This is a genomic window from Flavobacterium sp. FlaQc-48 (genome assembly GCF_044007335.1).
Lineage (GTDB): Bacteria > Bacteroidota > Bacteroidia > Flavobacteriales > Flavobacteriaceae > Flavobacterium.
The window spans coordinates 1-13181 of sequence record NZ_JBIPCR010000025.1 but is presented as its reverse complement, the minus strand read 5'-3'; the positions used below and the strand labels follow the sequence as shown (position 1 = coordinate 13181).

9 protein-coding genes are annotated in these 13181 nt (G+C 34.5%); 3 read left to right on the top strand and 6 right to left on the bottom strand.

All coding sequences use genetic code 11. The annotated features are described in order from the left end of the window. Positions 1-45 precede the first annotated feature (45 nt). The 5 genes from uvrA to ACHRWY_RS25510 all read right to left on the bottom strand — a co-directional run bounded on the left by uvrA (position 46) and on the right by ACHRWY_RS25510 (position 8179). On the bottom strand, positions 46-2877 hold the full coding sequence (gene uvrA, locus ACHRWY_RS25530) for an excinuclease ABC subunit UvrA (protein WP_395358481.1): 2832 nt from the start codon (positions 2875-2877) through the stop codon (positions 46-48). A 101-nt stretch (positions 2878-2978) separates the two neighbouring features. Further along, positions 2979-3932 carry a Fic family protein gene (locus ACHRWY_RS25525; RefSeq protein ID WP_395358479.1) on the bottom strand — a complete coding sequence of 318 codons (954 nt, stop codon included), beginning with the start codon at positions 3930-3932 and terminating at the stop codon, positions 2979-2981. 63 nt (positions 3933-3995) lie between these two features. After that, complete coding sequence (locus ACHRWY_RS25520; RefSeq protein WP_395358476.1) at positions 3996-5780, bottom strand: chloride channel protein; 1785 nt, start codon at positions 5778-5780, stop codon at positions 3996-3998. Between the two features lie 87 nt (positions 5781-5867). Continuing rightward, a complete protein-coding gene (gene ggt, locus ACHRWY_RS25515) occupies positions 5868-7553 on the bottom strand; it encodes a gamma-glutamyltransferase (protein ID WP_395358474.1) in 1686 nt (561 codons plus the stop codon). Between the two features lie 41 nt (positions 7554-7594). Next, entirely contained in the window at positions 7595-8179 is a 585-nt protein-coding gene (locus tag ACHRWY_RS25510) for an ACP phosphodiesterase (RefSeq protein WP_395358472.1), read from the bottom strand. Between the two features lie 265 nt (positions 8180-8444). Between ACHRWY_RS25510 and glmM the strand changes: the two genes are divergently transcribed. Next, positions 8445-9833, top strand: coding sequence for a phosphoglucosamine mutase (gene glmM, locus ACHRWY_RS25505; protein WP_395358470.1), 1389 nt, complete (start codon positions 8445-8447; stop codon positions 9831-9833). Positions 9834-9897: 64 nt separating this feature from the next. On the opposite strand, the gene ACHRWY_RS25500 is transcribed toward glmM, so the two are convergent. Next, positions 9898-10785: a lysophospholipid acyltransferase family protein gene (locus ACHRWY_RS25500; RefSeq protein ID WP_395358468.1), complete on the bottom strand. Its 888-nt coding sequence runs from the start codon at positions 10783-10785 to the stop codon at positions 9898-9900. 111 nt (positions 10786-10896) lie between these two features. Here ACHRWY_RS25500 and ACHRWY_RS25495 point away from each other — a divergent pair, with 111 nt between their 5' ends. Next, positions 10897-11535, top strand: a complete 639-nt coding sequence (locus ACHRWY_RS25495; protein ID WP_395358466.1) for a rhomboid family intramembrane serine protease — start codon at positions 10897-10899, stop codon at positions 11533-11535. Positions 11536-11587: 52 nt separating this feature from the next. Continuing rightward, positions 11588-12277, top strand: coding sequence for an SIMPL domain-containing protein (locus tag ACHRWY_RS25490; protein WP_395358464.1), 690 nt, complete (start codon positions 11588-11590; stop codon positions 12275-12277). Positions 12278-13181: the final 904 nt, after the last annotated feature.

The window sequence follows — 13181 nt, the reverse complement described above, 5'->3', positions numbered from 1 at the left end:
ATATTTTTATAAATATTTAAGCCATTATCTTTATAAAATCAAATACTAAATTAGCTCTTTCTTCAAAAACTTAGCCGTATAGCTTTTTTTATTTTTTGCTACTTCTTCCGGAGTTCCTTTTGCGATTAATTGTCCACCACCTTTTCCGCCTTCAGGACCAATGTCAATGATGTAATCGGCAAGTTTAATAACGTCCATATTATGTTCAATAACCAGAATCGTATTTCCTTTATCAACCAGTTTGTTAATGACTTCCATTAATACTCTAATATCTTCAAAATGTAATCCTGTAGTTGGTTCATCTAAGATGTAAAATGTATTTCCGGTATCTTTTTTAGACAATTCTCCGGCAAGTTTTATACGCTGTGCCTCACCACCGGAAAGTGTTGTACTTTGTTGACCAAGTGTGATATATCCTAAGCCAACATCTTGAATCGTTTTTACTTTTCTGTAAATCTTCGGAATGTTTTCAAAAAACGGAACTGCTTCATCAACCGTCATATTCAGCACATCCGAAATAGATTTTCCTTTATATCGAATTTCTAAAGTTTCCCTGTTAAAACGTTTCCCCTGACAGGTTTCGCATTCTACATACACATCAGGTAAAAAGTTCATTTCGATGGTTCTGACTCCGGAGCCTTCGCAAGTTTCACAACGTCCGCCTTTTACATTAAAACTAAAACGTCCGGCTTTATAACCACGAATCATACTTTCAGAAGTCATCGTAAACAGATTTCTGATTTCGGTAAAAACCTCGGTATAAGTAGCGGGATTTGAACGTGGTGTTCTTCCAATCGGACTTTGGTCAATGTCGATTACTTTGTCAATATGTTCTAAGCCTTCAATCTTTTTATAAGGTTGCGGCTTTTTAACACCATTAAAATAATAAGCATTCAGAATAGGATAGAGGGTTTCGTTGATCAAAGTCGATTTTCCGCTTCCTGAAACTCCTGTAACACAAATTAATTGGCCTAAAGGTATTTCGATTGAAACATTTTTCAGGTTATTTCCTGTTGCTCCGGTTAGTTTTAAAAATTTACCATTTCCTTTGCGGCGTTCTTTCGGAATCTCTAGTTTCCTGGTACCGTTCAAATATTGAGCAGTGATGGTATTTGATTTTAAAGTTTCTGCCGGAGTTCCAATACTGATAATTTCTCCTCCGTATTTTCCTGCTTTCGGACCTATATCAATTACATAATCGGCCGTTTCAATCATGTCTTTATCATGTTCAACTACAATAACAGAGTTTCCAATATCGCGTAATTGTTCCAGAGATTTAATTAATTTTTCATTGTCTCTTTGGTGTAAACCAATACTTGGCTCGTCGAGAATATATAAAACGCCTACCAATTGTGAACCAATTTGCGTTGCAAGACGAATACGTTGTGCCTCCCCACCCGAAAGTGATTTTGAACTTCGGCTTAAAGCCAGATAATTCAAACCAACATTCATCAGGAAGTTGAGGCGATCTTTAATTTCTTTGACAACTTCTGATGCGATCAGGAGCTGTTTGTCTGTTAAGTGATTATTTAAATCCTGAAACCAGGCTGTCAAATCAGAGATATCCATATCACATAATTCAGTGATGTTTTTTCCATTGACCCTAAAAAACTGAGCTTCTTTTTTCAGGCGGGAACCTTCACAAACCGGACAGTTAATTTCGTCCATGAAATCTTTTGCCCAACGTTTTATAGTTGTTGAAGCGCTTTCGTCGTATTGATTTTTGATGAAATGTGAAATTCCTTCAAAATCTATTTTATAATCTCGGGTAACGCCTAAATCTTTAGAATTTACGGTGAATTTCTCTTTTCCCCCCTGTAAAATCATGTTCAGGGCTTCTTCCGGGATTTTCTCAATCGGATCTGTTATTTTAAAACCAAATTTTTCTCCAATAACTTCTAATTGCTTGAAGATCCAGGACGATTTGTATTCACCAAGCGGGGCAAAACCGCCACTTTTTATCGATAATTTAGGATTTGGAATAATCTTTTTTACATTGATTTCGTGCACTGTTCCCAATCCGTTACAATGTGGACAAGCTCCTTTTGGAGAGTTGAACGAAAATAAATTCGGTTCAGGGTTTTGGTATGAAATCCCTGTCGTAGGGCACATCAGGTTTCTACTGAAATAACGAACTTCATTGGTGTCCTGATCAAGAATCATCAGTACATTTTCGCCATGATGCATAGCTGTATTAATGCTTTCGGCCAAACGTTTTTGATTATCCTCCGTATTTTCAATCAACATTCTGTCGACTACAATTTCAATATCATGCGTTTTATAACGATCCAGTTTCATTCCTGAAACTAAATCCTGAACTTCACCGTTGACACGAACTTTCAGGAATCCTTGTTTGGTAATTTGTTGAAATAATTCAGCATAATGACCTTTTCTCGCTCTAATAATCGGAGCAAGGATATTGATGCGTTTTCCATTAAAATCCTGAATGATCAGATCTTTAATCTGGTCATCAGAATACGAAACCATTTTTTCGCCCGTATTATAACTGTATGCATCAGCACCTCGCGCATAAAGCAGTCGAAGAAAATCGTATATTTCAGTAATAGTTCCCACGGTAGAACGAGGACTTTTACTGGTTGTTTTTTGTTCAATCGCAATAACAGGCGAAAGTCCGTCGATTTTATCAACATCAGGACGTTCCAGGCCACCAAGAAACTGTCTGGCATAAGCCGAAAAAGTTTCTACGTAACGACGTTGTCCTTCGGCATAAATGGTATCAAATGCCAAAGAGGATTTTCCCGAACCCGATAAACCAGTAATGACTACCAGTTTCTCACGCGGAATAGAAATATCTATATTTTTAAGATTATGAACTCTTGCACCAAGAACTTCAATAGTATTGTCTTTTTCTAACATAATTTTGAGCAAAACGCAAAGTTACCACTTTGATTTGTTCTTTTTGTGCTCGATAGCAAAACTTTATGTTACAATTAGTAACAAAATAACGCTAGTATGAACTAGCGTTTTCTTTTTCGGGTTGCCATATATTCTTCGATGGCTTCTTTGGTCGTATACCAGTTTCTGCCTTCTTTGTAAGCATCAATTTTCCCGGTTCTGGCCAGTAAACTAACGTATTCCTGACCGTAGGGAGTTTCAGGCTCACTTACAATATTTTGTATGGGCTGATAGTCATAAGTGCTTCCCGGCATTGAACTTAAATAGATGTTGAGTGTTCTTTCTAAAGCCTGACACATCAAAAGTGTTAATTTTTGATACTTGCCATTGTTGGCCTGATTAAGTGCCTCGTAGTATTTTTTTCTGTCATTTTTAAGAATAATAGCAGGCGGAAAACCACAACGCATCAATAATAAATTCATACTTAAACGCACAGTACGGCCATTTCCATCAAAAAATGGATGAATCCAGACTAATTTATGATGGTAAATCGTAGCCAGCTCAATATCGTTTAAACCTAAAGGATTTTTAGTAATAAAGTCAATTAATTCATCAAGATAATCTGAAACTTTATTGGCATTGGGAGGCATAAAATTAGCTCCCGAAATACGAACACCACCATTGCGTAAACGTCCTGCAAAATCATCTTCTATAGAACGTAAAACCAATCCATGAATCGATAAAATATCAATACTGCGAAGTTGGTAATGATCATCAACAATAGAATATAGATAATCAATTGCCTTATCGTGATTGTGCGTTTCGAAGTGTTCCCGAAGTGATTTCCCTTTAATTGTAATTCCTTCCTGGATGACCATTTGGGTTTCACGTAAACTCATGGTATTTCCTTCAATACTATTAGAATTGTAAGTCCATTCGAGAGATAAGCTTTCGCGAATTTTATGCAAAGCAATATTGGGCAATGGTCTGCTGTTTTGCAAATCAAGCTTTTTTTGGTACAATCGATCAAATGTTGATTGAAATTCTTCTCTGTATGTTAAGTCTATATCCCACATAATCCTACAAAAATACTTCTTAATATCGGATAATACAAATAATTTATCTATCCGATATTAAGATTATTCAATGGTCATGGAACGGAGTTTCATTCTATAGGCTTCGAGGGCTATAGATTTGGAAATGAATCCATAATACTTTTCATTTCGGATAACAGGAAGAAATGCCGATTTAGATTGTTCGAATTTGCTCATTACGATTTCCATACTGTCAAAAGATGTAATAGTGGCAGCAGGGGTTTTCATAACATCTTTAATAAGGGTGTATTTTACGCGATAAGCATTGAAAATAATTTCCCGAATATCATTAAAATGAACTATACCAACTAACTCTTTTTCATTATTTACCACAGCAAAAACGACCTGGTTGGAGTGCGAAATAAGATCTACCAGTTTAGTTAAATGATCATCTGGATGAACCGTTAAGTAATCGCACTGAATAATGGTATCGATATCCAAAGTGGAAAGGATGTTTGAATCTTTATTACTTGTAAAAGCATGTCCTTTTTTCGCCAGATTTTTTACGTCAAGTGAATATTTTTCAAAACGTTTCGAAATTGCAAAACTTATTGAAGAAACGATCATAAGCGGAATCATCAATCCGTAACCACCGGTAATTTCTGCAATTAAGAATATAGCAGTAAGCGGCGCATGAAACAACCCGCTCAAAATACCCGCCATTCCAACCATTGTAAAATTACTAATAGGTAATTTTGATAAACCAATCAGACTGATGAATTTCGAGAAAAAATAACCTAAATACGATCCGAGAAACAATGATGGCGCAAAATTCCCTCCATTTCCTCCACTTCCAAGGGTTAATCCTGAAGCAAAGACTTTTACCATCATTGTACATCCAACAAAAAGTAATAAAACCCACTGATTGTTTCTGAAATCTGCAAATAAAGTATTGTCCAGTAATTGTCCGGGATCACTTTCAGACAAAGTTTTGATACTTTCATAACCTTCTCCAAAAAGAGTGGGAAAAATAAAGATCAGTAAGGCCAATAGCGAAGAACCAATCAGTGCTTTTTTATAAGGACTCCATTTTGATTTAGAAAAATAATGCTCGACTTTTTGAAAATTTCGGGCATAGTAAACAGCAATAAACCCTGTCAATACACCTAAAAGAATATAAAATGGAATATTGTGAAAGTTAAAAACTTCTTGCTTTTTAAACGATAATAAAATAGTTTCATCTAATACAATAGCAGAAACTAAAGCACCAGTCGCGGCCGAAATCATAATGGGAGTAAAGGCAGAAATACTAACGTCGACCAATAGAACTTCGATGGCAAATAACACACCGGCAATTGGAGCATTAAAAGCTGCTGAAATTCCTGCCGCGACGCCGCAACCAATTAGTAAAGTCCGGTCTTTATAGGGTAATTTATAATTTTGGGCAAAATTAGAACCAAATGCAGCCCCTGTAATTACAATTGGGCTTTCAAGACCTGCAGAACCTCCTAAACCAACCGTTAAAGAGCTGGTTACAATTTGTGCGTACATTTGTTTTTTTGGAATAATGCTGGCCTTTTTTGCAACGGCATACAAAATTTGGGAAGTCCCTTTTTCAATGCTTCCGTTTAAAACTCTTTTAACGACAAAAACCGTCAGTACAATCCCGATGATTGGAAGAATACTGTTAATAAAGCTTAACTTTAAAATTCCATTGATATAAGTAGCAAAAGAAAATACGCTATGGGCAAAAGTCTTCAGAATAATTACAGCCAAAGAACATGAAATCCCAATTAAAACACTTGATAAAAAAATAAACTGCTTTGGAGTCATTAATGATTGTGCCAAAGCAATTATGCTTTCTAGTTTTCTAAAATATTTTTTTAGCATTCTGTCTGTAAAAAGTTAGGGATAATGCAAATTTAGCCTATAACAATCGAATTCGTATAATTTTTAATGCAAATCTTTAAATTTAATTTAAAAACCAACGGCAGTATCATCCCCGCGATAATCTGCACCACCTTCAAGGCTTTTGTTTGGTAAAACCAAAATACAGTCTAATTTGCCAATTACAGGTGTTGTTTTTTCATTAATCAAATACCCTTTTGCTTTAAGTTTATCAATTGTGGTGTTGCTAAAGGCGTTGGGCTCGAATGTAATTAGGTCCGGTAACCATTGATGATGAAAGCGCGGTGCATTTACAGCTTCCTGCATGCTTAAATTATACTCATAAACATTTAAAATTGCCTGTAAAACCGAAGTTATAATGGTCGATCCCCCTGGTGATCCCACAACCATGAATAAACTTCCGTTTTTCTCCACAATTGTTGGCGTCATCGAACTTAACATTCGTTTTTGTGGTGCGATGCTATTGGCTTCGTTTCCAACCAGACCAAACATATTTGGCGACCCCGGTTTAGCACTGAAATCATCCATTTCATTGTTTAAAAAGAAACCTAATTCATCACAATAATATTTTGATCCAAAACCATCATTTATGGTTGTAGTTGCTGCAACGGCATTTCCCTGTGCATCTACAATTGAATAATGTGTTGTTTCAGTACTTTCGTTATAAGTTACTTTTCCTTCTTTTATTTCAGATGATAAACTCGCTTTTTCAGGATTAAAAGTTGACATTCGGTCTTTTAAATAAGAATCAGATAAAAGTCCGGTAATTGGAATCTTGACAAAATCAGGGTCACCTAAAAACTGACTTCTATCAGCATACGCCCTTCTTTCGGCTTCTACAATAACCTGAATTGATTGTTCTGAATTATGGCCCATTTTTGATAAATAAAAAGGAGAAATCATCTTCATGATTTGAGCGAGACAAATTCCTCCACTACTAGGAGGTGACATTGAAGTAATTTTTAATTCTTTATAATTAAATTGTAATGGTTTTCTCCATTGCGCTTCATAACTTGCCAAATCTTTAAGCGTAATAATACCACCTTTTTTCTGAAGATATTCTACAAGAACTTTAGCCGTTTTACCTTTATAAAACTCATCTTTTCCGTTTTTTAATATGCGTTTTAAGGTGCTGGCTAAAGCGGGGTATTTTATAGTGTCATTTTCTTTAAATTTTCCTGCCATCAATGTATTTGGGCCATTCACTTTTACAATTGCATCGTGATAGGATTCCAATTGCTTTTGTTGTTTCTGGGTTACAATAACGCCTTTTTCAGCAAGAGCAATAACAGGTTTTAGAATTTCCGACATGGGTAAAGATCCTAATTTCTTATGAACAGCAAAAACTCCGGCTACTGTTCCGGGAACTCCAATTGCCAAAGCTGTTTCAGTACTTTTACCCTTTATTACATTTCCCTCTTTATCCAGAAACATATCTTTTGTTGCTGCTAATGGAGCTTTTTCACGATAATCTAAAGAGCCGACTTCGCCATTTGCTTTTCGGTAAACCATAAAACCACCGCCACCAATATTTCCCGCATACGGATAAGCAACTGCCAATGCTAACTCAGTACCTACCATGGCATCAAAAGCATTTCCTCCTTTTTTCATAATTTCAACTCCAATTTTAGAAGCTTCTGCACGTGCCGAAACGACCATGGCTTTTGTGGCTACTAATCCGGTTGGTTTTACAGGATCTTGTTGTGCAAAACTGTAAATAGAAATAAAGCTAAATAAAAAGGCTATTTTTTTCATAAAGAGTATCGTCTTTTATTTTTTATAGAATCTGGCTGATTTTATAAAGTGAGTAATTTTTGTTTGGAGTGTTGTTTCAGATCCTCGAAAAATAAAGTAAATTCTTGTTCAAATTCAGTATAGAATTCTACTAATTCGTTACTTGCAAACTGCATTTTGGACATGTTTTTAGATCGTTGGTCCATTCGGGTTAAAACGTAATGGATTCCTTCTACGGTCTGATAACTTAAAAGCCAGTTTTGCTTGACCATATAAGGCATTAAATTCTGTGTTTTTTCACTTAAAATAGGATAGTTTTCGTGCAATGATTTGTAAAATCGATCAATAAACTTTTCTAATTTTTCATCTGAATATTTCTCCCAGTTTTTAGCTAAAAAATGATCGTAGATAATATCAACGATCACACCGGCGTAGTGATGGTATTTTTCATGTAAGCGCTTGGTACTTTGTCTGAAAATATCATGCGAATCGGTATAAGTATCTATCGATCGATGCAAAATAATGCCTTTTTGAACTTCTTCAGGAAAATGCTCAAACTGTTTCCCGCGAATTCCATCGGCCATAAAATTGCCAATTTTGATTAAGTCATTATCTCCGGACAAATAGATGTGGGCTAGGAAATTCATTTTTTTGAGTTGCTAAGGTTCTAATATACTAAGTTTGCTGTAGTAAAACGTACTAAGGTTTTTAAATAGCTAATTCAATAAGTTTATTTTAGTAAAAGTATGAAAACTTTTTGATATGGTTTTATTGAGTAAGACAGCTTCTAAAGTTAATATGATTAAAATCCCTGTAGCTTTTTTTATGATATTTTAAAAATCTTAGGGTCTTGGCTACTAAGAACCTTAGTAACTTTTCTATATTTGTAACTGGTAACCATAACTCACAAAAATGACTTTAATAAAATCGATATCAGGGATACGCGGAACAATTGGAGGAAAAGTAGGAGATAATCTGACTCCTGTTGATGCTGTAAAATTTGCATCGGCATACGGTACTTTTCTGAAAAATAATACTTCAAAAGAAAAACTAACAGTGGTAATTGGTCGTGATGCCAGAATTTCAGGGCCAATGATTCATAATTTGGTAGTGAATACCTTAATAGGTCTTGGAATTAATGTAATTGATCTTGGGCTTTCTACAACGCCAACTGTAGAAGTGGCCGTTCCGTTAGAAAAAGCAGATGGAGGAATTATTTTAACAGCTTCTCATAACCCAAAGCAATGGAATGCCTTAAAATTGCTAAATGCTAAGGGGGAATTTTTAAGCGGAGAAGAAGGAGCTAAAATTCTTGATATTGCCGAAGCTGAAGCTTTCGATTTTTCAGATGTAGATAATTTAGGTGAAATAACAGTGAATGATGCTTATATGGATATTCACATCGACGAGGTTTTAAATTTGCCTTTAGTAGATGTTGAAGCGGTAAAAGCAGCAAAATTTAAAGTAGTGGTTGATGGGGTAAATTCTTCGGGCGGGATTATTATTCCAAGATTGTTAGAATTAATGGGTGTTGAAGTAGTGAAATTGTACTGCGAACCAAACGGACATTTTCCTCATAATCCGGAACCTTTAAAAGAGCATTTAACAGATATTTCAGCATTAGTAGTAAAGGAAAAAGCCCATTTAGGAGTTGTCGTGGATCCGGATGTGGATCGTTTGGCTTTTATCAGTGAAGATGGGGAAATGTTTGGTGAAGAATATACTTTGGTAGCTTGTGCTGACTATGTTTTAAGTAAAACTCCGGGGAACACAGTTTCTAATATGTCCTCTTCTCGTGCTTTGCGCGATGTTACAGTTGCTCATGGCGGAAAATATGAAGCCAGTGCAGTTGGAGAAGTGAATGTGGTGGAGTTAATGAAAAAAAATAATGCTATTATAGGCGGTGAAGGGAATGGAGGAATTATTTATCCTGAATCTCATTACGGAAGAGATAGTTTGGTGGGGGTTGCCTTATTCCTGACACATCTGGCCAATAAAAAAATATCAGTTTCGGCATTGAGAGCTTCGTATCCGGAGTATTATATGAGCAAAAATAAAATAGAACTAACACCTCAGATTGATGTCGATGCGATTTTGGTTGCTATGACTGAGAAGTATAAAAACGAAGATATTACTACAATCGATGGTGTAAAAATTGATTTTGCTACAGAATGGGTGCATTTAAGAAAATCAAACACTGAGCCCATCATTAGAATTTATACTGAAGCTCCATCTCAGGAAAAAGCTGATGTTTTGGCACTTCGAATTATGGATGAAATAAAAGCAATAGCCGGAATTTAATTTTAGTAATTCAAACATAAAAAAAAACACCTCTTTCATTGAATTTTGAAAGAGGTGTTTTTTTTTATGAAGTTTGGATGTTTTCAACGCGATGTTTCCATCTTTTGTGTGTCCATAAATAATACTCGGGAGCTTCGTAAATTTGTTTTTCAACTTCTCTCAGGTATTTTTCTGTAATGTCAAAATTTTTATAATCGTTAGGATTATCTGCAATAGATACGAAAGTTGCTTCATAATAACCTCTGGCTACTTTATTGACTTTTACAAAAATAACACTCAAATCGTATTTTTTGGCCAGCATTTCAGCACCTGTATGTACAGGAACCTCAATACCCATAAATTTCATCGAATGAAAAATTCGATCTAATTTAGGTGACTGATCGCTTGCTAATCCATACATGCTTAATATTCCATTACGCTGGTTTTTGGCCATAGTTGGAATTGCTAATCTGGTTTCGACCAATTCAGTATTGTATTTTGAGCGTATTTTACGTACCAGTTTATCAAAATAAGGATTTGCCACCTTTTTATAAACAGCAATTCCTTTAAAAGCAAGTTTTGGATTAATAGTCAAAAGCCATTCGTAACTTGCATAATGTGACGCGACAAGAATAACGCTTTTGCCTTTTTTGGCATATTCATTAACAAGTTCAAGATTGGTAATGCGAAATCGCTTGTCCATTTCTTCAGGCGAAATACTCATCGTTTTAATCGTTTCCAGAAACATATCGCACATGTGGCTGTAAAATTTCTTCTCGATTTTTTTGAGTTCTTCTTTATTTAAGTTGGGCAGGGTAAGTGTAAGGTTTTCACGAACTACTTTTCTTCTGTAACCAATTATGTAATATACAATAAAATATACGCAATCTGATAAACAGTAAAATAATCGAAATGGAAGTATAGAGATAAGCCAGAGTAAAGGATAGGCTAGTATATAAACGAGAAATTGCATTTAATTTTTTTTTACAAATATAAAGTAAAAATGAATAACACCGATATTTTGCTTAGGCACTAACATATGTTTAAGAATGACTATATTTACAACTCACATTAAATGTTTTTTATGAATACCATTTTAGTTGGGATTATAGTTGCCAATGCTTTGATTAGTTATAAGGGTTTTAATGATATTTCATTTTTTAGAAAATACGAATTTCATGTAGGAAGTATTCGTTCCGGAGAACAAATCAGAATGCTTTCATCGGGTTTTTTGCATGTTGATATTATGCACTTGGCTTTTAATATGTTGACCCTTTGGTTTTTTGCACCGGACGTAATAAATTACTTAGGTACAATTTCTTTTGTTTTGATTTATTTTGGAAGTTTAATTTTTGGAAATTTGCTTACCATGTTGTTCCATAAGAATGATTACAGTTATCGTGCTGTTGGGGCTTCGGGGGCTGTGACAGGTGTTTTGTATTCAGCGATATTGCTAAATCCGGATAAAGAGATAGGATTATATTTTCTTATTTGGCTCCCGGGTTATGTTTTTGCAATTTTGTATTTGTTGTATTCTATATATGGAATGAAAGCGAAAAATGATAATATTGGACATACAGCACATTTTGGAGGTGCAATAGGTGGTTACCTGATTACTTTAATAAAGGATCCGGCATTATTTTATGATCATACTTTTATTGTTGTTTTGTTATTAATTCCAATTTTGATACTTTTTGTAATGGCAAAATTGGGTAAATTGTAACACTGGCACAACTTTTGAAAGTCCATTATCAAATAACTTAAATATAACAAAAATGAAGAAAGTAGTATTATTTTTAACAATCATGTTTATGACTATGTCTTACGGCCAGGAAACCAAACAAATTCCTCAAATCAATGTAAATGGAGAAGGAAAAGTAAAAGTAGCACCTGATCAGGTTTGTATTTCAGCGACTGTTGAAACAAAAGGGAATAATGCTAAAGATGTCAAAAAACAAAATGATGAAAAAATCGATGCGGTTTTGAAATTTATTAAAAAATCAAATGTTCCAACAGCAGATTTTAAAACAAAACAAGTAGCTCTTAATCCACAATACGATTATGAGAAAAAGAAAACCAGTTACAATGCTACTCAGACAATAGAAATTGTATTAAAAGATTTATCTAAATATGATGAACTAATGGAAGGGCTTGTACAGCAAGGTATAAATCGTATAGACAGAGTTTCTTTTGAAACTTCTAAATTAGCTCAAATTGAAACTGAAGCTCGTAAATTGGCAATAAAAGAGGCTAAACTAAAAGCGGAAGATTACGTTTCGGTTTTAGGACAAAAAGTGGGTAAAGCTTATACTATTTCTGATAATACTCAGGTGTATCGTCCGCAGCCAATGTATGCAGCTATGAAATCGATGGCTATGGATTCAGCTGGCGCTTCAAATGAAACTTTAGCAATTGGAGAAATTGAAGTTATTGCAAACGTTAGTGTGAGTTTTATTTTAGACTAAACGATAGCAATTCAAAATAGTAAAATCCAAATCCCAACTTAAAAATTGGGATTTGGATTTTTTTTTATTTAAACCTTTTTAAATTTGAGTTTCTTCTTCTCGTTATTGTCTTTTTTAGAATAAGGTAAAAAGGCCGGACAAAAAGCAAGTCGGAATAAAAAAGATAAAGAATTAGTTAAACAGACGAAGTGAACTTATGGTCACTACTATGGAGTAGTGGTTGAGTAGCAAGATTTGTGCTTCCTTACTATGTTGCAAGAAAACGACCTTCGCGTTTTTTTTATATACATATAATAGTATAGGTATGATCTTTATTCGCAATTATAATATTGTATTAAAATTGGAGCCAGATATTCAATATTTGATACAGGATTATTAAATAGCTTCGCCATTCAGGCAGCTATATTGCGAAAGAAACGTATTAAATGAGAAAATTCTTTAATTAGTAAAAAATAATTTAAATTTAAATACTGAATTATCAATGAGTTAATGTGAAATTTCGAAAAACATTGAAAAAAGTGCGGTGAAAAGTATTGTAAATGTGGAAACATTGTGTACATTTGCACCCCGCAAAACACGGAAAGTTCATTGATAGATTGGTAGGGTTTAGGAGAAAAAAGAAAAGAGATTTTCTTTAAAAAAAACTTCAAAAAACATTTGCCAGTTAGAAATAAGTTTTCTACTTTTGCACCCGCTTTGAGAAACAAGCGAAACAAAAAGAAATACACGTTCGTAGACATATTGAATTGACAGCCGCTTTAACAGAGATGTTAAGGCAAAGAATAAAGAGTAAGATAATCGAGAGATTGAAAAGAACCGATAGAGACTGATTCGAATAACAATAGCTTGAGTAATCAAGCAAACAATATACGATGAAGAGTTTGATCCTGGCTCAGGATGAACG

Coding starts and splice junctions, on each gene's coding strand:
- ACHRWY_RS25520 (WP_395358476.1), bottom strand. CDS start 5,780: ATGCTAAAAAAATATTTTAGAAAACTAGAAAGCATAATTGCTTTGGCA.
- ggt (WP_395358474.1), bottom strand. CDS start 7,553: ATGAAAAAAATAGCCTTTTTATTTAGCTTTATTTCTATTTACAGTTTT.
- ACHRWY_RS25490 (WP_395358464.1), top strand. CDS start 11,588: ATGAAGAAAGTAGTATTATTTTTAACAATCATGTTTATGACTATGTCT.
- uvrA (WP_395358481.1), bottom strand. CDS start 2,877: ATGTTAGAAAAAGACAATACTATTGAAGTTCTTGGTGCAAGAGTTCAT.
- glmM (WP_395358470.1), top strand. CDS start 8,445: ATGACTTTAATAAAATCGATATCAGGGATACGCGGAACAATTGGAGGA.
- ACHRWY_RS25510 (WP_395358472.1), bottom strand. CDS start 8,179: ATGAATTTCCTAGCCCACATCTATTTGTCCGGAGATAATGACTTAATC.
- ACHRWY_RS25525 (WP_395358479.1), bottom strand. CDS start 3,932: ATGTGGGATATAGACTTAACATACAGAGAAGAATTTCAATCAACATTT.
- ACHRWY_RS25500 (WP_395358468.1), bottom strand. CDS start 10,785: ATGCAATTTCTCGTTTATATACTAGCCTATCCTTTACTCTGGCTTATC.
- ACHRWY_RS25495 (WP_395358466.1), top strand. CDS start 10,897: ATGAATACCATTTTAGTTGGGATTATAGTTGCCAATGCTTTGATTAGT.